The sequence below is a fragment of the Streptomyces gilvus genome (assembly GCF_022513565.1).
GTDB classification, from domain to species: Bacteria; Actinomycetota; Actinomycetes; order Streptomycetales; family Streptomycetaceae; genus Streptomyces; species Streptomyces gilvus.
In genome coordinates this window covers 171,433-191,559 of the sequence record NZ_JAKWBE010000005.1, presented here as the reverse complement: position 1 = coordinate 191,559, position 20,127 = coordinate 171,433, and the positions used below count along the sequence as shown (strand labels likewise).

The 20,127-nt window shown below is 73.8% G+C and carries 17 protein-coding genes and 1 pseudogene; 10 read left to right on the top strand and 8 right to left on the bottom strand.

What is annotated here, in order from left to right; translation table 11 throughout:
- The first annotated feature begins 107 nt into the window (after window positions 1-107).
- The 4 genes from MKW14_RS10925 to MKW14_RS10910 all read left to right on the top strand — a co-directional run bounded on the left by MKW14_RS10925 (window position 108) and on the right by MKW14_RS10910 (window position 5,339).
- On the top strand, window positions 108-2,189 hold the full coding sequence (locus tag MKW14_RS10925) for an ArnT family glycosyltransferase (protein WP_240861640.1): 2,082 nt from the start codon (window positions 108-110) through the stop codon (window positions 2,187-2,189).
- A gap of 148 nt (window positions 2,190-2,337) precedes the next feature.
- Window positions 2,338-3,294: an ATP-binding cassette domain-containing protein gene (locus tag MKW14_RS10920; RefSeq protein WP_240861638.1), complete on the top strand. Its 957-nt coding sequence runs from the start codon at window positions 2,338-2,340 to the stop codon at window positions 3,292-3,294.
- Window positions 3,291-4,091 (top strand): ABC transporter permease, encoded by an 801-nt coding sequence (locus MKW14_RS10915; protein WP_240861637.1) that lies wholly within the window; start codon window positions 3,291-3,293, stop codon window positions 4,089-4,091. Before MKW14_RS10920 ends, MKW14_RS10915 begins: the two co-directional genes overlap by 4 nt.
- 27 nt (window positions 4,092-4,118) lie before the next feature.
- Window positions 4,119-5,339: a cytochrome P450 gene (locus tag MKW14_RS10910; protein ID WP_240861636.1), complete on the top strand. Its 1,221-nt coding sequence runs from the start codon at window positions 4,119-4,121 to the stop codon at window positions 5,337-5,339.
- Here the strand turns inward: MKW14_RS10910 and MKW14_RS10905 are convergent.
- Genes MKW14_RS10905 through MKW14_RS10890 form a run of 4 tightly spaced genes read right to left on the bottom strand, consistent with a single transcriptional unit; the run spans window position 5,329 to window position 11,026 of the window.
- Window positions 5,329-8,490 (bottom strand): ATP-binding protein, encoded by a 3,162-nt coding sequence (locus MKW14_RS10905; RefSeq protein WP_240861634.1) that lies wholly within the window; start codon window positions 8,488-8,490, stop codon window positions 5,329-5,331. The genes MKW14_RS10910 and MKW14_RS10905 overlap by 11 nt on opposite strands.
- A 26-nt stretch (window positions 8,491-8,516) precedes the next feature.
- On the bottom strand, window positions 8,517-9,233 hold the full coding sequence (locus MKW14_RS10900; protein WP_240861826.1) for an FAD:protein FMN transferase: 717 nt from the start codon (window positions 9,231-9,233) through the stop codon (window positions 8,517-8,519).
- A gap of 22 nt (window positions 9,234-9,255) precedes the next feature.
- Complete coding sequence (locus tag MKW14_RS10895; protein WP_240861630.1) at window positions 9,256-9,678, bottom strand: FMN-binding protein; 423 nt, start codon at window positions 9,676-9,678, stop codon at window positions 9,256-9,258.
- Window positions 9,679-9,688: 10 nt separating this feature from the next.
- Complete coding sequence (locus tag MKW14_RS10890; protein ID WP_240861627.1) at window positions 9,689-11,026, bottom strand: ferredoxin reductase family protein; 1,338 nt, start codon at window positions 11,024-11,026, stop codon at window positions 9,689-9,691.
- A gap of 153 nt (window positions 11,027-11,179) precedes the next feature.
- On the opposite strand from MKW14_RS10890, the gene MKW14_RS10885 reads away from it, so the two are divergent.
- The 3 genes from MKW14_RS10885 to MKW14_RS10875 are packed head-to-tail and all read left to right on the top strand — an operon-like array spanning window position 11,180 to window position 14,372.
- The gene (locus MKW14_RS10885; RefSeq protein ID WP_308314591.1) at window positions 11,180-11,869 is read left to right on the top strand and encodes a response regulator transcription factor; all 690 of its coding nucleotides are present in this window, start codon (window positions 11,180-11,182) and stop codon (window positions 11,867-11,869) included.
- Window positions 11,866-13,317 (top strand): sensor histidine kinase, encoded by a 1,452-nt coding sequence (locus MKW14_RS10880; protein WP_240861623.1) that lies wholly within the window; start codon window positions 11,866-11,868, stop codon window positions 13,315-13,317. The genes MKW14_RS10885 and MKW14_RS10880 overlap by 4 nt, the downstream gene beginning before the upstream one ends.
- A gap of 53 nt (window positions 13,318-13,370) precedes the next feature.
- Complete coding sequence (locus MKW14_RS10875) at window positions 13,371-14,372, top strand: NAD-dependent epimerase/dehydratase family protein (protein WP_240861621.1); 1,002 nt, start codon at window positions 13,371-13,373, stop codon at window positions 14,370-14,372.
- A 42-nt stretch (window positions 14,373-14,414) separates the two neighbouring features.
- Here the strand turns inward: MKW14_RS10875 and MKW14_RS10870 are convergent, their stop codons facing one another.
- Together MKW14_RS10870 and MKW14_RS10865 are read right to left on the bottom strand one after the other, a co-directional pair.
- On the bottom strand, window positions 14,415-15,527 hold the full coding sequence (locus MKW14_RS10870; protein WP_240861620.1) for a sensor histidine kinase: 1,113 nt from the start codon (window positions 15,525-15,527) through the stop codon (window positions 14,415-14,417).
- 2 nt (window positions 15,528-15,529) lie between these two features.
- Window positions 15,530-16,243, bottom strand: coding sequence for a response regulator transcription factor (locus tag MKW14_RS10865; RefSeq protein WP_240861618.1), 714 nt, complete (start codon window positions 16,241-16,243; stop codon window positions 15,530-15,532).
- A 103-nt stretch (window positions 16,244-16,346) separates the two neighbouring features.
- Between MKW14_RS10865 and MKW14_RS10860 the strand changes: the two genes are divergently transcribed.
- From MKW14_RS10860 to MKW14_RS41530, 3 genes and pseudogenes are all read left to right on the top strand, one after another.
- Complete coding sequence (locus MKW14_RS10860; protein WP_240861616.1) at window positions 16,347-17,057, top strand: glycosyltransferase family 2 protein; 711 nt, start codon at window positions 16,347-16,349, stop codon at window positions 17,055-17,057.
- A complete protein-coding gene (locus MKW14_RS10855) occupies window positions 17,054-17,731 on the top strand; it encodes a TIGR04282 family arsenosugar biosynthesis glycosyltransferase (RefSeq protein ID WP_240861614.1) in 678 nt (225 codons plus the stop codon). The genes MKW14_RS10860 and MKW14_RS10855 overlap by 4 nt, the downstream gene beginning before the upstream one ends.
- Window positions 17,728-18,219: pseudogene (locus MKW14_RS41530) on the top strand (class I SAM-dependent methyltransferase); the annotation flags it as partial. The gene MKW14_RS10855 and the pseudogene MKW14_RS41530, both read left to right, overlap by 4 nt.
- A gap of 122 nt (window positions 18,220-18,341) precedes the next feature.
- Here MKW14_RS41530 and MKW14_RS10845 read toward each other — a convergent pair.
- Window positions 18,342-18,827, bottom strand: a complete 486-nt coding sequence (locus MKW14_RS10845) for a hypothetical protein (RefSeq protein ID WP_374116553.1) — start codon at window positions 18,825-18,827, stop codon at window positions 18,342-18,344.
- A complete protein-coding gene (locus MKW14_RS10840) occupies window positions 18,827-20,050 on the bottom strand; it encodes a molybdopterin-dependent oxidoreductase (RefSeq protein ID WP_240861609.1) in 1,224 nt (407 codons plus the stop codon). The genes MKW14_RS10845 and MKW14_RS10840 overlap by 1 nt, the downstream gene beginning before the upstream one ends.
- Window positions 20,051-20,127: the final 77 nt, after the last annotated feature.

Here is a 20,127-nt window from a genome sequence, read left to right as displayed (position 1 = left end):
ACCGACCTGTGAGTCCACTGATTCTCAACTCTCCCTCAGCGCCGGCTCAGCGAGTTCACAGCGACGGCCCCGATCGTCATGGCCATGAGCGAACTGGAGAACGCGTCATGACGACCCTCGCCCCGCCTCCCGCGCCGGCCCGGGAGGGCAGGCATCGGGCCTCGACCCCGCCCGCCTCCCGCATCAGGAGGCTGTTCACCGGCGCCCCCGAGGACCCCCGCTGGGCCCGCCCGGCGCTGTGGGCGATCCTGGTGCTGGCCACGGCCCTGTACGCCTGGAACCTGACCTCCATCACCGGCAACACCTTCTACGACGCGGCCGTCTACTCCGGCACCAAGAGCTGGAAGGCGTTCTTCTTCGGCGCGCTGGACTCCGGCAGCTTCATCACGGTCGACAAACCGCCGTTCGCGCTGTGGGTGATGGGCCTGTCGGCCCGCGTGTTCGGTTACGGCACCTGGCAGTTGATGCTGCCGATGGTGGCCGTCGGCACCGGATCGGTGGCGCTGCTGTACCGGATGGTCAAGCGGGACTTCGGGGTCGTGGCGGGCACGATCGCGGCCCTCACGCTCACCCTGACCCCGATCACGGTCGCCATCAACCGCGACACCAACCCGGACCCCATCCTGGTCTTCCTGATGCTGCTCGGGACGGCCGCGCTGCTGAAGGCGGTGCGGACCGGCCGGCTGATGCCGCTGGTGTGGTCGGCGGTCGCGATCGGCTTCGCGTTCAACACCAAGATGATGCAGGCGTACGTCGTCCTGCCCGCGTTCTTCCTGGTCTACGTGTGGGCGGCCCGGTGCGGGCTGGGCCGCCGGATCCGCAACCTGGCCGTCGCCACGGTGGCGTTGGTGGTCTCCAGCGCCTGGTGGATGGTGGTCGTCGACCTGATCCCGGCGTCCTCGCGTCCCTACATCGGCGGTTCGACCGACAACACGGTCTGGGACCTGGTCATCGGCTACAACGGCTTCGGCCGTATCTTCGGGGCGAGTTCCTCGGTGGGCGCGCAGGGCAACGGGGCGAGCTTCGGCGGCACCGCTGGCTTCTACCGGATGTTCAACGAGATCATGGGCGGCCAGATCTCCTGGCTGATCCCCTTCGCGGCCATCGCCCTGACCGGCGCGCTGGTGCTGCGCGGCCGGGCGCCGCGCACGGACGCCAGGCGGGCCGCGCTGATGCTGTGGGGCGGCTGGTTCGTCCTGCACTACCTGACCTTCTCCCTCGCCGAGGGCACCTTCCACCCGTACTACGTCACCGCCATGGCCCCCGGTATCGCCGCGCTGGCCGGCGCGGGCGGGGTGATGCTGTACCGCGCCTTCAAGGAGGGTTCGGCGACATGGGGTTGGGTGCTGCCGGGTGCGGTGGCGGTCAGCGCGGTCTGGGCGGTCGTCCTGCTGCGGCGGGCATCCGGTTCCGGAACGCTGTACACGGTCGCGGAGGTCGTGGTCGCGCTCGCCGGCGCCGCGGCGGTGCTCGGTCTGGTGGCCGGGCGGTTCACGCGGCGGCGGAAGCTGGTCGGTCTCGCGGCGCTGACGGCCATCGTGGCGCTGCTCGCCGGTCCTGCCGCCTACTCGGTCTCGGCGGCGACCACCGCGAGCACCAACGGCACCAATCCGACGGCCGGCCCGAACACGGGTGGCGGGATGGGCGGCGGCATGGGCGGAGGTCCGAGCGGAAGCAAGCCCGGTGGCAGCGCGCCGAGCGGATCGGGCAGCACCGGTGGGCAGTCCATGGGGCAGCCGCCGTCCGGTACGGGAGGCAGCAGCAGCGGCAGCGGCAGCGGCAGCAACAGCAGTAGTAGCAGCAACAACAGCAACAGCCAGTCGCAGAGCGGTCGTACCGCCGGCGGCATGGGCGGTGAGGTCTCCTCCGCGATGGTCTCGTACCTGAAGAAGCACCAGGACGGCGCCACCTGGCTGGTCGCCGTGGCCACCGACCAGACCGCGTCCTCGATCATCCTGGAGTCCGGTCAGCCGGTGATCTCCATGGGCGGCTGGTCCGGCAGCGACAACGCGATGACCCTCGCCAAGCTCAAGTCCCTGGTGAAGTCGGGCAAGTTGCACTACGTCGTGGTCAGCAGCAACGGCGGCCAGTCCACCAACTCCGAGATCGCCACCTGGGTGAAGAAGCACGGCACGGCGGTGAGCGCGTACAGCGGCCTGTACCGCCTGGACGCCTCCGACGTCGGCTGACCCTTCCTCCCCCACCCCCAGCGGGCGGGCCGCCGGACTCCCTGCCGGCGGCCCGCCCTTGCGCACGCGCCCCCGGTTTCAGCCCGCGGCCCCCCGCTGAAACCGCCGTGAAGCCGCCCTGAAGCCGGCCCCCGGCACGCTCTGCGGCATGAACCAGACCACGACACCGGCCATCGAGGTCACCCGCCTGAGCAAGGCGTACGGCGACAAGGTCGTCCTCGACGGGATCGACCTCTCGGTCCCGCGCGGCACGATCTTCTCGCTGCTCGGCCCCAACGGCGCCGGCAAGACCACCACCGTCCAGATCCTCTCCACCCTGATCCGCGCCGACGCCGGCGAGGCCCGCGTCGCCGGGCACGACGTGCGCGCGGCAGCGCAGTCCGTGCGCGCCGCGATCGGCGTCACCGGCCAGTTCTCCGCCGTCGACCAGCTGATCACCGGCGAGGAGAACCTGGCGCTGATGGCGGACCTGCACCACCTCCCCCGCGCCGAGGGCCGCCGCGTCACCGCCGAACTGCTGGCCCGCTTCGACCTCGTTCAGGCCGCGAAGAAGCCGGCGGCCACCTACTCCGGCGGCATGCGGCGGCGCCTCGACATCGCCATGACGCTGATCGGCTCGCCCCACGTGATCTTTCTCGACGAGCCGACCACAGGGCTGGATCCGCGCTCCCGGCACGCGGTGTGGGGGATCGTGCGCGAGCTCGTCGCCGGCGGGGTCACCGTCTTCCTCACCACGCAGTACCTGGAGGAGGCCGACCAGCTCGCGGACCGCGTCGCGGTGCTGAACGGCGGCCGGATCGTCGCCGAGGGCACGCCCGACGAGCTCAAGCGTCTCGTCCCCGGCGGCCATGTGCGCCTCCGGTTCCTCGACCCGGCCGAACTCGACCGCGCCGCCCGGGTGCTGGACCTGGGTCTGCGCGACGACGAGGCGCTCACCCTCCAGGTGCCGGGCGACGGCGGCGTGCACACCCTGCGCGCCCTGCTGGACGTCCTGGACGCCCACGGTGTCGCCGTGGACTCCCTCACCGTCCACACCCCCGATCTCGACGACGTCTTCTTCGCGGTCACCGGCCGCCCCGAGCACGAGAAGGTGCAGAGCCGATGAGCAGTGCCGTCCAGCCCGCGACCCCGCACCTGCGCGACTCCCTCACCATGCTGCGGCGCAATCTGCTGCACGCCCGCCGCTACCCCTCGATGACGCTCCAGGTCGCGCTCATCCCCGTCTTCCTGCTGCTGCTCTTCGTGTACGTCTTCGGCTCCGCGCTCGGCGCCGGAATCGGCCAGGGCGGCGGCCGCACCGCCTATCTCGCCTATCTCGTCCCCGGCATCCTGCTGATGACGGCGGGCACCGGGTCGGTGCCGACCGCGGTCGCCGTGTGCACGGACATGGCCGAGGGCATCGTCGCCCGCTTCCGCACCATGGCGATCTCCCGGGCGTCGATCCTGGTGGGCCATGTGGTCGGCAGTGTCATCCAGACGGTCGTCAACCTGACCCTGGTCACGGCGGTCGCCCTGGCCATCGGGTTCCGGCCCGACGCGGGCCCCGCGGAGTGGCTGGCGGCCTGCGGTCTGCTCGTCCTCTTCGTCCTCGCGCTGACCTGGCTCTCGGTCGCCCTGGGGCTGATCAGCAGGACGCCCGAGGGAGCCAGCAACGCCCCGCTGCCGATCTCCTTCCTGCTGCCCTTCGTCAGCAGCACCTTCGTGCCGGTCTCCTCGATGCCGTCCTGGATCCGCTGGTTCGCCGAGTACCAGCCCTTCACCACGGTCATCGAGACCGTGCGCGGCCTGCTCACCGGCACGCCGATCGGGCACAACGGCTGGATGGCGGTGGCGTGGAGCCTCGCGATCGCGGTCCTCGGCTTCGTGTGGTCGCTCCGCCTCTTCGACCGCGACCCCCGCTGAACCTCCCTCTACCGAAAGGCAGTCGCCATGGACGCCGTCTCCCTCACCCCCGAACTCGTCGAGAACCCCGTCGGCGCCTACGCCGCCCTGCGCTCCCGCCCCGGCCTCGGCCATGTCGTCCTGCCGGGCCTGAGCACCCCCGTCCGTCTGGTCACCCGGCACGAGGACGTGAAGGCCGCGCTCACCGAACCGCGCCTGGTCCGGGACCGGTCGACGGTCTCCGGCTCCGCCATGCCCGACCCCCAGGCCGAGTTGCTGGCCCAGGGCGCCGACGGCCTCCCGCCCGAGTACGCCCGGTACCTCTCCGGCCACCTCGCCCTCTTCGACGGCGACGAGCACAGCAGACGGCGCGGCCCCCTCACCCGGGCCTTCACCGCCCGCCGGGTGGCCGCCCTGCGCCCCTTCGTGGAGAAGACGGCGCGGGACCTGGCCGACACCCTCGCCGGGCGGGAACAGGCCGATCTGCTGGGCGAGTTCGCCTATCCGCTGAGCACTGCCGTGATCTGCGCGCTGGTCGGTGTGGACGCGGGCGACCAGGAGAGGGTCTGCGGCTGGATCCGGGACTTCGCGTACGGCGACGGCAGCCGGGTCCTCGAAGGGCTCGGCGCGCTCGTGGAGTACACCAAGGACCTGGTCGCCCGGCGCCGGGCCGAGCCCGCCGGTGACCTGGTGTCGGCGCTGCTGGCCGACGGCGGCATGACCGACGACGAGATCGTCACCGTCTTCTTCCTGCTGGTCAACACCGGCATCACCCCGCCCGCCCTGTTCCTGGCGCACGCGATGCTCGCCCTGCTGGACCACCCCGACCAGCTGGAGCGGCTGCGCGCCGAGCCGGAGCTGCTCGGCCGGGCGGTGCCCGAACTCCTGCGGTTCGTCACGCTGGTGCGCATGGGCGCCACCCTGTACGCCACCGAGGACTTCGAGTTCGCCGGGACCCTCCTGAGGAAGGGCGAGGCGGTGACGGTCGCGCTGTTCGCCGCCGACCACGATCCGGCCGCCTACGACTGCCCCGAACGCCTCGACGTGTCAAGGGAGTTCGGGCGGGGCGACGGTCATCTCGCCTTCGGGCACGGCCCGCACTACTGCATCGGCGCGGCCCTCGGCCGGCTGGTGACGGGCGTCGTCCTCGACGAGCTGGTGGTTCGGCGGCCCACCGCCCCGAAGCTCGCCGTGGACCGGACCGAACTCGCCTTCGGGCACTGGCCCGGCGACGGCTTCCACCTGCTGGCGCTCCCGGTCAGTCTGTGACCCGCTGCCGCACCAGGCCGAGCACGGCCTCGCACAACCCGTCGTCGTCCAGGGCGGCGTACCGGGACACCGCGTCCTCGTACGTCGCCCTGTCGGCGTTCCGGGCGTCCTCGCGGGCCCGGGCCAGGGACATGGTGGGCTGGAAGTTGCGCAGGTACCGCAGCCGCTCGGCGAGCGCGATCAGCCGTACGCCGCCCGTGTCCCCCCGCGCCAGGTCGGCCGTGCCGAGGGCGAGCAGCAGCGCGCCGCACAGCGGGAGGTACGCGGTCCGGGCGGCCGGGGAGCGGGTCAGCAGGTGCGTGACGCGGCCGGGGAAGCCGGCGAGGACCCGGTCGACGAGGTCGGTGCGGCCGTGGCGGGCGTGGGCGGTCACGGCGACCGCCTGGAGCTCGGGTCCCCAGGCCTCCATCACCGGTTCCCCGCCGGGTGCCGGGTCGGCGGTGTGCGCCAGCCGGTCCAGGGCCCGGCGCCACAGGCCGAGTCCGGTCTCGATGTCGCCGCGCGCGAGCGCCATCTCAGCGCGGGCTCCCAGGTCGGGGGTGAAGGGATCGGAGACGGCGCCCTCGGGCTGGTGCCGCAGTGCCTGCTCCAGCCAGTGTTCCGCCTCGTCGATCTCCCCGGCCTGCAGACTGGCGAGCATGATGCCCCAGCGCAGTCCGATCGTGTCGGTCCACTCGCCGAACTCCTCGAGGGCTTCGAGGGCGGCCTTCATCGGCCCGATCGCCTCCGCTCCGCGTTCCGTCTGCAGGCACAGTTCGGCGAACCGGGCCCGCGGCCAGATCCGGAGCAGCGGGATGTCCTGCCCGGCGACCGCGTCGAGCATCCGGCGGGCGGCCGTGAGGGCCCGCTCGGGGTCCCGGTCGTGCTCGTCGACGTAGCCGGCGACGCCGTTGGCGATGGCCGCGAGCAGGGGCCGGTCGCTGTCGCACAGCGCGTCGAGGACGGGTCGGCCGCCGGGCGCGAGCACCTCGGGGAGGGCGCTGAGCACGGTGGCCACGGCCCGGATGACGGTGTCCGGCGGGGCGGGCGGCAGGCGGCGCAGCGTGACGAGGACCCGCCCGGCGCCGGGGCCGAGGCCCAGCAGGGAGTTGGCGGCCAGCAGGGCGGCCGCCGTGCGCGCCGGTTCCACGTGTCCGGGGGCGGGCCGGTAGTGGGAGAGCAGCGGTGCGGTGTCCTCGGTGAGGGCGCGGAGGCGGGCGTGGTTGGCGCCCGCCTCGGTGGACCACAGGCTGCCCAGGACGGCCGTGACCGCGACGACGGTGTCCTGGTCGGCGAGGCCGAGCGCCCGCCGTAGGGCGTGGACGAGGTTGTCCTGCTCGGCGCGCAGGAGCCGCCAGGACGCGAACGGCTCGGCCCCGAAGGGCGCGTCGTGGTGGGCGACGCCGAACTCCCGTGCCCAGCCGAGGAACCGCTCCGTGACGGCCGCGTCCTCCCCGGCTCCCTCCCGGTGCGCGGCGGCGAACTCCCGTACCGTCTCCAGCATCCGGAAGCGGGTGCCGGTCGCGGTGTCGGTCACCTTGAGCTCGGTCACCTTGAGCAGGGACTGGTCGACGAGGTCCTCCAGGATCTCCAGCACGTCCGGATCGCCGACGAGTTGCTCCGCCGCCCCGGCCGTGAAGCCGTCCGGGAAGACGGACAGGGCGCGCAGCGCGGACCGCCCGCGCTCGTCGAGGAGGTTCCAGCTCCAGTCGACGACGGCGTGCAGGGTGCGGTGGCGTTCGGGTGCGTCCCGCCGCCCGCCCCGCAGCAGCGCGAACCGGTCCTGGAGCCGGCGGGCGATCTCGGCGACCGACATCACCCGCACCCGGGCGGCGGCCAGTTCGGCGGCGAGCGGCAGTCCGTCGAGGCGGCGGCAGAGGGCGGCGACGGTGTCGGCGGGCAGCTCGGCGTCGGGGCGGGCGGCGCGGGCCCGCTGCTCGAACAGCTCGACGGTGGTGGCGAGATCGAGTTCCGGCAGGGGATGGACGGTCTCGGAGGACAGGCCGAGCGGGGCGCGGCTGGTGGTGAGGACGCGCAGGTCCCTGGTCCGCGACACCAGCGCCTGGACGAGGTCGGCGACGCCTTGGACGACCTGCTCGCAGTTGTCCAGGACCAGCAGCGCGGGCCCGGAACCCAGGGCGGCCAGAATCCCGGTGACCGCGTCGCCCCCGACGCCGGGCCGCAGGCTCTCGCCGGCGCCCAGCGCGGAGGCGACCTCGGCGGCGACGTCCGCGTCGCGGCGGACACCGGCGAGCGGCAGCAGGTGCACGACCCGCTGTTCGGCGTCCCGGGCGACGGCGGCCGCGAGCCGGGTCTTGCCGAGACCGCCGGCGCCGACGACGGAGACGACGCGGGCGCCGTGCAGCAGGCGGGTCACGGCGGCGACGTCGGCGTCCCGGCCGAGCAGCGGGTTGGGTTCGTGCGGCACCCCGCGCCGGACGGCCGGGGCCTCGCCGCGCAGCAGCTCCTGGTGCAGTTCCTGGAGGGCGGGTGCGGGGTCGGTGCCGAGTTCGTCGCGCAGCCGGCGGCGGTGGACGTCGTACGTGGCGAGGGCGGCGGCCGGTCCCGCGGTGGCGGTCCGGCAGCGCATCAGCTCCAGCAGGACTTCCTCGTCGTGCGGCCGTGCGGCGGCCAGGTCGGTGAGCGGACCGACGGCCTCCTCGCGGCGGCCGGTGCGGGCGAGGGCGAGGGCACGGGAGCGGACGAGCGCGCGGTGGGTGCCGGCGTGCTCGGCGCGCAGCTCGGCGACCGGGTCACCGAGAGGGGGTTCCTCGACGGCCGGGGCGTCGTCCCACAGCGCGAGCCCCTCCTCGGCCTCCGCCAGGGCGCCCGCGTGGTCCCCCGCGCGGCTCTTCTCGGCGGCCGCGGCCGCGAACAGCCGGGCGGCGGCGGTGTCGACCTGGTCCTCGCGCAGGGCGAGCCGGTAGCCGGTGGGAGTGCTGGCGATGACGTCGGCGCCGAGCCGGCGGCGGGCCCGCGAGACGAGGATCTGCAGGGCCTTGGCCGGGTTCTCGGGCCGTTCCTCCGGCCACAGCCCCTCGACCAGCCGGGCCGTGCCGCACCCCGCCCTGAGCTCGCCGGCCAGCAGCGCGAGCAGCCCCCGCAGCCGGGGCGCGGTGATCTCCCGGCCGCGGTGGGAGACGGCGGACAGGAGCGTCAACTCGATGGTCACCGGGCCAGGTTAGCCAGCCCGGTGGATCATGCGGCCCGGGACCGCGAGGCCACCGGGAACCCCTCCGTCCGCAGCACCCCTCCCGCCGCGTCCACGGCGAACACCTCGCAGCCGGGCCGCGCGGCGGCCCATGCGACGCCCTCGGCGCCCAGCGCGAAGGCGGCCGTGGCCACGGAGTCGGCCTCGGTCAGCGAGGCGGCCACCACCGTCATGCTGAGCAGTCCGGTCGCCGGGCGTCCCGTGCGGCCGTCGACGATGTGGTCGCCGCGCTCGTAGCGGGCGGAGGTGGCCACCGCGCCGTCGGTCAGCTCCGCGACCGTGCACAGCTTGTCGGCCTGTTCGGGGTGTCGTACGCCCACCCGCCAGGGCCCGCCGGAGGCGACGACGTCACCGCCGGCGTTCAGCACGAACCGACCGGCCCCGGCCGCCCTCAGCAGGTCCGCGGCCCGCTGCACCGACCAGCCCTTGACCACCGCGCAGGGGTCGAACCCCCGCCCCGGCGGCCACGCGTCGAACGCGCCGCCCGTGGCGACGCGGTAGTGCTCGCACAGGTCGAGCACCTCGGCCAGGTCCGCGCTGAGTTGGTCCCGCCGCAGCTCGCCCCGGCCGTGGCGGGACACCTCGCTGTCGGCCCTGAAGGGGCTGAAGCGGGAGTCGACCTCGCGCAGCCAGGCGAACACCGCGTCCGCTGCCTCCTCCGACACGCCCTCGTCGTCCACCCGCAGCGAGACCGGGAACCCCATGACGTGTTCGACGCGGCGCACGTCAGGCGCCCTTGGCGTCGATCGCGGCCTGGAGCGACTGCTTGTACCCCTCGCTGGTGATGGTCGCCCCGGACACCGAGTCGATGTCCGCGCTCTGCGCCTGGAGCGTCTCCGCGATCAGCTTCGGCACGGCGGCCGTGGTCTGGGGGTGGTTGGGCTGCTGGAGCATCGACACGGCGGTGATCCGGTCGCCCGCGAAGGTGACCTGCACCTGCACGGGCCCCTTGTCCGTGTTCACGGTCGTGCCCTTCACGACCTTCCCGGAGGCCGAGGACGATCCCGAACCGGAGGAGGAGGCCGAGGAGGACGGTGTCACCGCGGGCTCGGCGGTGGTGGACGTCGTACCCCCGGCCGATGGCTCGTAGCGCCAGACCGGGACCAGGCCCGCGATGCTGAGGACGACGACGGGTATGGCTCGCTTCACGTTCTCTTCCTCATCCCGCCAGGCTGAAGCGTTCGAAGTGGATCTGCCGCTTGGGCACGCCCAGCTCGTCCAGGCTGCCCAGCACCGCCTTCATCATCGGCGGCGGCCCGCACAGGAAGACGTCCCGCTCGACGATGTCGGGCACGAGCCGGGCCAGTTCGCGGGGGGCCAGCTTGTCGGGGACGGGCGGGCCGGTGACCAGGTGCAGCTCGGCGCCCTTGGCGACGGCGAGGTCGCGCAGTTCGTCGTAGAGCACGGCGTCCCGTTCGCCGGCCACGCGGTAGACGACGACCGCGTGGCCCTCGATGTCCTCCAGGAGCGCCCGGATCGGGGTCACGCCGACACCGCCCGCGATCAGCAGGGACTCGGTCCTGGTGCGGTGCAGCGTGGTGAAGGCGCCGTAGGGGCCCTCGGCGAAGACGCGTGTGCCGACCTTCACATGGCGCAGGGCGGCGCTGCCCGCGCCGGCCGCCTTGACGGTCAGGCGCAGGGTGCGGCCGTCGGGGGCGGCGGAGAGGGAGAAGGGGTTGGCCTGCCACCAGCGGTCGGCGGTCAGGAACCGCCACAGGAAGAACTGGCCGGCCTGGGCGGGCAGCTTGTCCAGGTCCTTGCCGGTGACGTGGACCGAGACGACGTTGTCGGACTCGGGGACGACCGCGGAGACCCGGAACTGGTGGCGGGTGTTGCGCCACAGCGGCAGCACGAGCCGCCCCAGGACCAGGGCGCCGAGGGCCACGGCCCACAGCCCGTACCAGTACGCCTTCGCGGCGGACGACGCGGTGAACGTCGTACCGACGGCGACCTGGTGGGTGAAGGCGAGCACCACGGCGACGTAGGTGTAGAGGTGGATGAAGTGCCAGGTCTCGTAGGCGAGCCGGCGGCGGGCGTAGCGGGCCGAGACGGCGCCGACCACGAGGATCAGGCCGAGGGCGACGATCGCGCGCAGCACTCCCTCGGTGGTCTCGGCGAGGTCCACGAGTTCGGTGACGGGACCGACGCCCGCCCCGTCGGCGTACCCGAAGCTGATGAAGACGGCGTGGGCGAGGAGGGTCCACAGCAGGGCGAAGCCCGTCCAGCGGTGCCAGGAGGTCAGCCGGTCCATGCCGATGCGCCGGTCGAGCCAGGGCAGCCGGGCCACCAGCACCAGCTGGAAGGCCATGACCAGGGCGCCGTACAGGCCGGCGAGGCGGCCGAGGACGATGAGCGCGTTGGAGGCGAAGCCCGCCTGGGCGAAGAAGTAGGCGACCACGGCCGCGTTCGCGGCGAGCACGGCGAACAGGCCCGTGCGGGCCACCACCCTGGGGCGTGTCGCCGTGGGGGGCGCAGGGGGTGATTGGACGGTCGTCACGGTGACGGCAGCTCCTTGATCGGATCCTGGGTGACCGAGCTTGGCCGGTGGGAGCTGTCGAGGAGCTGTCGGACAACTTTCAAGTACTTATCGATGTGCTCGCTGTGTTCTGGACCACACGGTCCGCCCGGCCGTGTGCCGCAGTATGAGCGGGTGGACAAAGTACGCCTCCTGGTCGTGGACGACGACCCGCCCATCGCCGATCTCGTCGCGACCGTCGCCCGCTACGAGGGCTGGGACGCGGTCACCGCGAACACCGGTGAGGAGGCGATCGCCCTGGCCGGTCAGTTCCGCCCGGACATCGTGGTGCTGGACCTGATGCTGCCGGACGTGGACGGCTTCGGTGTGCTCGACCGGCTGCGGCGCTCGGGCACGATGGTGCCGGTGGTGTTCCTGACCGCGCGGGACGGGGTGGCCGACCGGGTGGCGGGGCTGACCCGGGGCGGCGACGACTACCTGGTCAAGCCGTTCGCGGTGGAGGAGCTGATGGCGCGGCTGCGCACGGTGCTGCGGCGCAGCGCCGGCCCCGCCTTCCAGCGCTCGGTGCTGCGGGTCGCGGACCTGACGATGGACGAGGACACCCGCGAGGTCCGCCGGGGCGAGCGACTGCTCACGCTCACCCCGACCGAGTACGAGGTGCTGCGCTTCCTGATGCGCAAGTCGCCGACTGTGATGACCAAGGCGCAGATCCTCGACCATGTGTGGGAGTACGGCTTCGGGGGCCGCTCGAACGTCGTCGAGCTGGTCGTCAGCCGGCTGCGCCGCAAGCTGGACGACACCGGCGCACCGCTGATCCACACCGTGCGGGGCTTCGGCTACGTCGTCCGGCAGGCGGCCGAGTGATACGGCGGCTGCGCCGGGCGTACCGCGGGATGCGGCTCGGGACCCGGCTGGCGCTGGGGTTGGGCGCGCTGGCGCTGGTGGTGTTCGCGGTCGTCGGCACGGCCCTGACGACCTACATGCGGGACTATCTCTCCGCCCAGCTCGACGACCAGCTGGGCCTGGCCCAGGTCGCGCAGTCCAAGAGCATCGCGGAGAACGGCACCCTGCAGGGCAAGAAGTACTACCGCTGGTACTACGCGGTGTACGACGTGTCCGGCGGCGCCGCCGTGCTGCGCAAGCCGGAGGAGGCCGGCGACCTGCCCGCGGACCTCGCCCCCCTCACCTCCCTGGCCCGGGCCCAGGCGGGCGGGCGGACCGAGGTGCTGCGCACCGCGCGGATCGCGGGCGAGGGCGAGTACCGGCTGCGGGCCTGCGAGGTCGAGCCCGGTGTGGTGCTGGTCAGCGGGGCGCCGACGGACGACATCGACGCCACCGTACGGCGGCTGATCACCGTGCAGGTGGTCGCCTTCGGGCTGGCGCTGGCGGCGCTGGTGGTGTTCGGCCGCAGGATGCTCAGACGCGGTCTGAACCCGCTCAGCGACATGGCGCACACCGCGCACGGCATCGCCTCGCACGACCTGACCGAGTCCGCGGCCCGGCTGCCGCTGCGCGCCGACGAGCGGGGCGGCGGGCCCGAGGTGGAGGAGCTGCGCACGGCCTTCAACACCATGCTGGAGCACATCGACGGCTCTCTCGCGGTGCGCGCGGAGGCGGAGCAGCGGCTGCGCCGGTTCGTGGCCGACGCCTCGCACGAGCTGCGCACGCCCCTGATGTCCGTACGGGGCTACGCGGACCTCTTCCAGTACGCCGCCGCCAACGCCCCCGAGGAGCGCGAGAAGCACCTGGCCCGGCTGCGTGCCGAGGCCGCCCGGATGGGGGTGCTCCTCGACGACCTGCTGCTGCTCGCCCGGCTGGACGCGGCGGAGGTGGACGCGCCGCTGCGGGTGCGGGAGGCGGACCTGGTGGAGCTGGTCGGGGAGGCGTCCGCCGCCTTCCGGGCGAGTCACCCGCAGCGCCCGCTGACGGTGCGGCCGGGTCCGCCCGCGCTGCGGCTGCGCCTGGACCCGCACCGCATCCGGCAGGTCCTGGACAACCTGCTCACCAACGCGGCCGTGCACACACCGGCCGGCACCGAGGTGTCGGTGGCGGTCGCGCTGGAAGGGGAGACGGCGGTCGTCCGGGTCGAGGACGCCGGCCCCGGCATCCCGGCCGCCGACCGGGAACGGATCTTCGACCGGTTCTACCGCGTCGACAAGGCCCGCAGCCGCGACCGGGGCGGCAGCGGGCTGGGCCTGTCGGTGGCGAGCGCCCTGGTGCGCGCCCACGGCGGCACGATCGAGCTGAGCGGCGAGCCCGGCTCGACCGTCTTCACGGTGCGGCTGCCGCCGGGAGGTCTTACGGACCGGTGACATCACGTGCGCGGCCCGCCTGTTCCGGCCGCGCACGGCCCTAGCGTGGCCGCATGCGCGTACTGGTCACCGGCGGTGCCGGATTCATCGGGTCCCATGTCGTGAGCGCTCTGCGCACCCACGGGCACGAGCCCGTCGTCTACGACGTCCGCTCCGCCCCTCCGTCGGACGTGCGCGACCCCTGTGCCGTCGGCCGGGCGCTGGCCGGTGTGGACGCCGTGTGCCACCAGGCCGCGATGGTCGGACTCGGCACGGGCTTCGCGGACGCGGCGGAGTACGTCTCCCGCAACGACCTCGGTACGGCCGTCCTGCTCACCGCGATGGCCGAGGCGGGCGTACGGCGGCTGGTGCTGGCCGGGTCCATGGTGGTCTACGGCGAGGGGCGCTACACCTGCGAGCGCCACGGCGTCGTACGCCCCGGCCCGCGCGCCGTCGCCGACCTGGACGCGGGCCGCTACGAGCCCCCGTGTCCGCAGTGCGGCGCGGATCTCGCCCCCGGACTGGTCGACGAGGACGCCCCGGTCGACCCGCGCAACGTGTACGCCACGACCAAGCTCGCCCAGGAACACCTCGCGGCCGCCTGGGCCCGCGCCACGGGCGGCTCGGCCGTGTCCCTGCGCTACCACAACGTGTACGGGCCGGGCATGCCCCGCGACACCCCGTACGCCGGGGTCGCCTCCTTCTTCCGCTCGGCCCTGGCCCGCGGCGAGTCCCCGCGCGTCTTCGAGGACGGGCGCCAGCGCCGCGACTTCGTCCACGTGCGGGACGTCGCGGCGGCCAACGTGGCCGCCCTGCGAGCGGATTCACCCCCGGGCGCGCTGAGGGCGTACAACACCGGCAGCGGCGAGCCGCACACCGTCGGCGAGATGGCACGGGAACTGGCGGCCGCGTACGGCGGTCCCGAGCCGGTCGTCGCGGGCGGGTACCGCCTCGGCGACGTACGGCACATCACCGCGGACTCGACGCGCATCCGCGCCGAACTGGGCTGGAAGCCGGAGGTGGGCTTCGCGGAGGGGATGCGGGAGTTCGCGCGGGCCGGGATGCGGGAGGCATAGGGCCGGCCCGGCCCCTACCGGACCGGTGGTGCTGTCCGCCTTTCAGGAAGCGGCGGCGGGCAGCACCACCTCGAAGCGGCAGCCGCCCGGGACGTTGCGCACGGTCGCCGTGCCCCGGTGCGCCTCCACGATGCCCCGGACGATGGCGAGGCCGAGTCCCGCGCCGGCGGGAGGAGTCCGGGCGTCCGTGCCGCGCCAGCCGGTGTCGAAGACGCGCGGCAGGTCCTCCTCGGGGATGCCACCGCAGCCGTCGGTGACGGACAGCACGACCCCCTCGGGCGAGCGCTCGGCGGCCACCGCGACCGTGCCGTCGGCCGGGGTCCGGCGGATGGCGTTGACCAGCAGGTTGCCCAGCACCCGGCTCATCTCCTTGCCGTCCACCTCCACCGGCACCGGCTCGACCCCGTCCCCGACGAGCCGTACGCCGTGCTCGCGCGCCAGCGGGTCGGCGCCCGCGAGCGCGTCGCCGACGAGGTCGTACAGGGAGATACGGCTCGGGCTCAGCGCCAGCGCGCCCGCGTGGATGCGGGAGAGTTCGAAGAGGTCGCCGACCATGTCGTTGAGACGCTCGACCTCGGTGCGGATCTGCTTGAGGTAGCGGTCGGGATCGGCGGCGACACCGTCCTCCAGGGCCTCGGACATCGCGCGCAGACCGGCGAGCGGGGTGCGCAGGTCGTGGGAGATCCAGGCGACGAGTTCACGCCGGGAGGACTCCAGCGCCCGCTCGCGTTCCCGGGACTCGGCGAGCTTGGCGCTGGTGATCTCCAACTCGCGGCTGAGCTCGGCCAGTTCGGCGGTGGCGGGGCCGGCGGGAGAGTGGAAGTCGCCGCCGTCGCCGAAGGAGCGGGCGGCGAGGGTGAGGGCGCGGCTGCGGGCCGCGACCCAGCGGCCGAGCAGGACGGCGGTGGCCAGGGAGACCACGGCGGCCATCGCGACGACGGTCGTGACCACCTTCAGGTCGTGCCCGGACAGGAACATGGCCTGCGCGACCGCGAGGGTGCCCGCGAACATGGCGGTGACGCCGACGGCCGCGACGACGCCGAGGTGCAGCGCGAGCGAGCGGCGCCGGATCAGCAGCAGCACACCGGCGCCGAGCAGACCGGCCACGGCGGCGCCGAGGAAGGCGAAGAGGGCGATGAGCAGGTCGGCGCGCACGGTCAGGCCCCCTGGTCCGAGGCGTCGAAGCGGTAGCCGACGCCCCACACGGTCTGGATCAGCCGGGGCCGGGCCGGATCGTCCTCGACCTTGCCGCGCAGCCGCCGCACATGGACGGTGACGGTCGACAGGTCGCCGAAGTCCCAGCCCCACACCTCGCGCATCAGGTCCTCCCGGCTGAAGACCCGGCCGGGATGGCGCAGGAGGAACGCGAGCAGGTCGAACTCGCGGATGGTGAGGGCGAGTTCGGTGCCTCCCTTGAGCGCACGACGGGCCCCGGGGTCCACCGAGAGCCCGCCCGCGCGCAGCGGGCCGGCCGGCTGGGCGGGCCTGCTGCGGCGCAGCACGGACTCCACGCGCAGCACCAGTTCCCTGGGGCTGAAGGGCTTGGTGACGTAGTCGTCGGCGCCGACCTCCAGGCCGAGGATGCGGTCGTCCTCGTCGCCGCGCGCGGTGAGCATGATGACCGGCACGGGCCCGTACCCGCGCATCCGCCGGCACACCTCGAGGCCGTCCATTCCGGGCAGCATCAGGTCGAGGACCACCAGGTCCGGCCAGTGCGCGGCGGCCCGGGCGAGCGCGTCGGGGCCGTCGCCGGCCCGGTCGACGACGTATCCGGCCCGGTCGAGATACCCGGTGACGACCTCGGCCACGGTGGGGTCGTCGTCCACGACGAGCACCCTGGCCCCGGCCCGTGCACCCTGCTGCTGCTCCATGGAGCCAGCCTCGCACCCCCCGCGCGCGAGCGGGCTCCCCGGCTTCCGACGTCCGCGTTTCGTAAGGAGCCGCCGCCCGTTTCACCCGTTTTGCGTCCGTAGGGTGAGACGGGTGACGACCCCTTCCAACGAAAGAGAACCGGTCGCGGCGTCCGTGGACGTCGTCCTTCCCTGTCTCGACGAGGCCGAGGCCCTGCCGTGGGTGCTGCGCCGCATCCCGCCCGGCTGGCGCGCGCTCGTCGTGGACAACGGATCGACCGACGGCTCGGCCGACCTCGCCCGGTCCCTCGGCGCGACCGTCGTGTCCGAGCGGCGGCGCGGTTTCGGCGCCGCCTGCCACGCGGGCCTGCTGGCGGCCACCGCCGACCTCGTCTGCTTCTGCGACTGCGACGCCTCCCTCGACCCGGCCGACCTGGTGCCCTTCACCCACCGCATCCTGACCGGCGAGGCGGACCTGGTGCTCGGCCGCCGCCGCCCGCAGTCACGGGGCGCCTGGCCGCCGCACGCCCGCGCCGGCAACCTCGCCCTCGCCCGCCTCCTGCGCCGCCGCACCGGCCTGAGCCTGCGCGACCTCGGCCCGCTGCGCGCCGCCCGCCGCGAGCCGCTGCTCGCCCTCGGCCTCTCCGACCGGCGCAGCGGCTACCCGCTCCAGATGGTCGTCCGCGCCGCCGACGCGGGCTGGCGGATCGCCGAGTACGACGTCCCGTACCGCCCCCGCACCGGCGCCTCGAAGGTCACGGGCACCTGGCGCGGCACCTGGCAGGCGGTGCGGGACATGAGCCGCGTCCTGGCCGAGAAGGAGGCCGGCGCGTGACCACCCTCCTCGTCATCGCCAAGGAACCCCGCCCCGGCCGGGTCAAGACCCGCCTGACACCGCCGTTCACCCCGCACCAGGCCGCCGCGCTGGCCGAGGCGGCCCTCACGGACACCCTGCACACGGTCGCCCGCACCCCGGCCCACCGCCGCGTCCTGGCCCTGGAGGGCGACCCCGGCCCCTGGCTGCCGCCCGGCTTCGAGGTCGTACGGCAGTGCGCGGGCACCCTCGACGAACGCCTGGCCGCCGCCTTCGCCCACTGCACGGGCCCGACCCTCCTCATCGGCATGGACACCCCCCAGGTGACCCCACAGCTCCTGGCCGTCGACTGGACCACCTGCGACGCGTACTTCGGCCCGGCGGAGGACGGCGGCTTCTGGGCCTTGGGCCTGGCGACCCCGGATCCCGGGCTCCTGCGGGGCGTCCCCATGTCGACGCCTCAGACGGGCGCGATCCAGAGGGCACGACTGACGGGCCTGCGCGTCCGGGACCTACCGCCCCTCCGGGACGTGGACACGGCGCACGACGCGACGTTGGTCGCCAAGCAGGCCCCGAACAGCCGGTTCGCAACCAAATTGGCGGAACTGAACGCGCCCCGAAGGGTCGCGGGGCTGCACCGGTTTGCGGCTCCGCCGCGGGGGGCGATCAACCACAACGAACCCGCAGCCAAATGACGACAACGGCACCCACAACCCTCGACACCCACCCCTGGTCCACCGACCCCTACACCCACGCCCTCCACACCGGCCAGGGCCCCCTCTTCCTCCGCCGCCCCGACGGCTGGCTCCTCCCCCTGGACGTGGAACGCTGGTGCGCCGAAGCCGACGCCGCCGACCTGGACGTACTGCGCCGCTGCGAGGGCACGGTCCTGGACGTCGGCTGCGGCCCCGGCCGCCTCGTCGCGGCCCTGACCACCCGCGGCCACCCCGCCCTCGGCATCGACGTGAGCGCCGAGGCCGTCCGCCGCACCAGAACCCTCGGCGGCCGGGCCCTGCACCGCAGCGTCTTCGACGAGCTCCCCGCCGAGGGCCGCTGGGGCACGGCCCTGCTGATCGACGGCAACATCGGCATCGGCGGCGACCCGCGAGCCCTGCTCGACAGGATGACCCAACTCCTCATCCCCGGCGGCCTGTTGATCGTCGAGACGGTCACGGACCCGGACGTCGACGAACGCGTCCTCGTGCACGTCACCGACGCCCGGGGAGCCGCCGGCACCCCCTTCCCCTGGGCCCGGCTCGGCACGGCGGCCCTGCTGCGGCACGCACACCGCTGGCGGCCCGGCGCTCAGTGGACGACCGGCGGCCGCTCCTTCGTCGCCCTGCGCAGCCCCCGCGTCCCCCGCGCCCAGCGCGGCCGACGCGTCCGGCGCAGCACGAACAGCAGCGCCGAGCCGCCGAAGAGCGCGGCGGTCACCAGCAGCCAGCGGGCGAGGTAGCCGTCGGCGGACAGGCCGGTGGCGGCGGTGTAGCGCGCCGCCACCTGTCCGCCGATCAGCGGGAACCACACGAGCAGGAGCAGCAGGGAGAGCGCGGCCGGCACCCGGACGTACATGACCCGTTCCCGGCCCGCCACCGAGATCAGCGCCCGGTCCGCCGCCGCGTACAGCGGCAGCAGCACCAGGTCGTGCAGGAGGGCCGCGCCCACGATCCACAGCGCGATCCCGAACCAGTCCCCGTCGAACAGGCGCAGCCCCGCGTAGGCGGCGAGCGCGAACGTGCAGGTGAGCAGCAGGATGCGCAGGGGGCTGCCGATGACGGTCCGTGGGCGCATCACAGGTCTCCGAAGGTCAGTCGGGCCACCCACTTGGTGTTGAGCACACCGGGTGCCGCGGGCACGATGATCCGGGCGGGGTGGCCGTGGTCGGGGGTCAGGTCCGCGCCGTTCACGGACAGGGCGAGCAGGGAACGCGGGTCGGCGACCTGGTTGGCCCGCAGGGCGGCCCGCCGGAAGGAGCCGTGCCGTTGCAACGACTGAACGAACACGTCGGGCGGATCGGCGTCGTACCCGACGAGCGCCGCGAGGTCCCGCAGTCGTACGCCCCGCCACCACTGGTCGGAGGTGGACCAGCCCTCCACACAGGCGATGGGCAACGCGGCACTGTGCAGGGGGAGTTGGAGGAGTTCGGCACGGCTCAGGCGCACGGTGCCGGTGCGTCCCGTCACCACCAGCCGCCATGCCTCCTCGCCGGTCTCGGCCGGGTGGATGCCGGCGTACGCGGCGGTCTTGTTGATCTGGAAGCCGCCCGGTCCGGTGCCGGGGTCGCGGCGGCCGTGGGGAGCGAAGAGCGCCGTCCAGCGCAGTCCGTCGAAGTCCTGCCCGACGGTCGTGGCGAAGAGCAGCAGCGAGCCGCCCCCGACCAGCCCCAGCGCACCCCTGCGGGAGACGGTCGGCGCGTCGGGCGCCGGAGACGTCAACTCATCCCGCTCCTCCTCCCGTAGTTGCCGCAGGTTGCGCAAGGCGGCCGGTGTCTTGAGCACGGCGTGCGCGGCGAACGCGGCGAAGAAGATCCAGGCGCCGTAGAAGTGCAGGGGGTAGAAGGAGCCGGGGAAGAGGTAGTCGAGCTGGACGTTGAGCACGCCGGTGACGAACTCGAACAGGCCGCCCCCGACGAGCAGGAGCAGCGAGATCCGCTCCAGGGCGTGGGCCACGGAACGGGCCGGCGGCAGCGCGAAGAGCTTCGGCACGACCGACCACAGCTTGGCCAGGAGCACGGGGATCAGGGTGATGCCGAGCGTGACGTGGACGCCCTGGGTGAGGCGGTACAGCCAGTGCGGGTCGGTCGGCCAGGCGAAGAGGTAGAAGCCGAGGAGGCCCTTGCCGGGTGTCTTGTCGTTCACCGGCGACAGGTCCGGGTTGTAGGCGGCGTACGACAGCAGTCCCGTCACGAACAGCAGCGTGATGCCGCCGAGCAGGACGAGGCCCAGCACCGAGGTGAGCCAGGGGCCGCGCACGGGGCTGCGCCAGAAGGCGGGTGAGAAGGGTGACCGTGCCATGCCCCGACCGTAGGTCCGTACGGGCCCCGGAGCGGCCGTGCGAACCATGACGAAATTCTGACGTCCGCGCACGTCAA

Bases quoted from the DNA above. Each gene is read 5' to 3' on its own strand.
- MKW14_RS10925 (WP_240861640.1), top strand. From the start codon at position 108: ATGACGACCCTCGCCCCGCCTCCCGCGCCGGCCCGGGAGGGCAGGCAT.
- MKW14_RS10920 (WP_240861638.1), top strand. From the start codon at position 2,338: ATGAACCAGACCACGACACCGGCCATCGAGGTCACCCGCCTGAGCAAG.
- MKW14_RS10915 (WP_240861637.1), top strand. From the start codon at position 3,291: ATGAGCAGTGCCGTCCAGCCCGCGACCCCGCACCTGCGCGACTCCCTC.
- MKW14_RS10910 (WP_240861636.1), top strand. From the start codon at position 4,119: ATGGACGCCGTCTCCCTCACCCCCGAACTCGTCGAGAACCCCGTCGGC.
- MKW14_RS10900 (WP_240861826.1), bottom strand. From the start codon at position 9,233: ATGGGGTTCCCGGTCTCGCTGCGGGTGGACGACGAGGGCGTGTCGGAG.
- MKW14_RS10875 (WP_240861621.1), top strand. From the start codon at position 13,371: ATGCGCGTACTGGTCACCGGCGGTGCCGGATTCATCGGGTCCCATGTC.
- MKW14_RS10865 (WP_240861618.1), bottom strand. From the start codon at position 16,243: ATGGAGCAGCAGCAGGGTGCACGGGCCGGGGCCAGGGTGCTCGTCGTG.
- MKW14_RS10845 (WP_374116553.1), bottom strand. From the start codon at position 18,827: ATGCGCCCACGGACCGTCATCGGCAGCCCCCTGCGCATCCTGCTGCTC.
- MKW14_RS10840 (WP_240861609.1), bottom strand. From the start codon at position 20,050: ATGGCACGGTCACCCTTCTCACCCGCCTTCTGGCGCAGCCCCGTGCGC.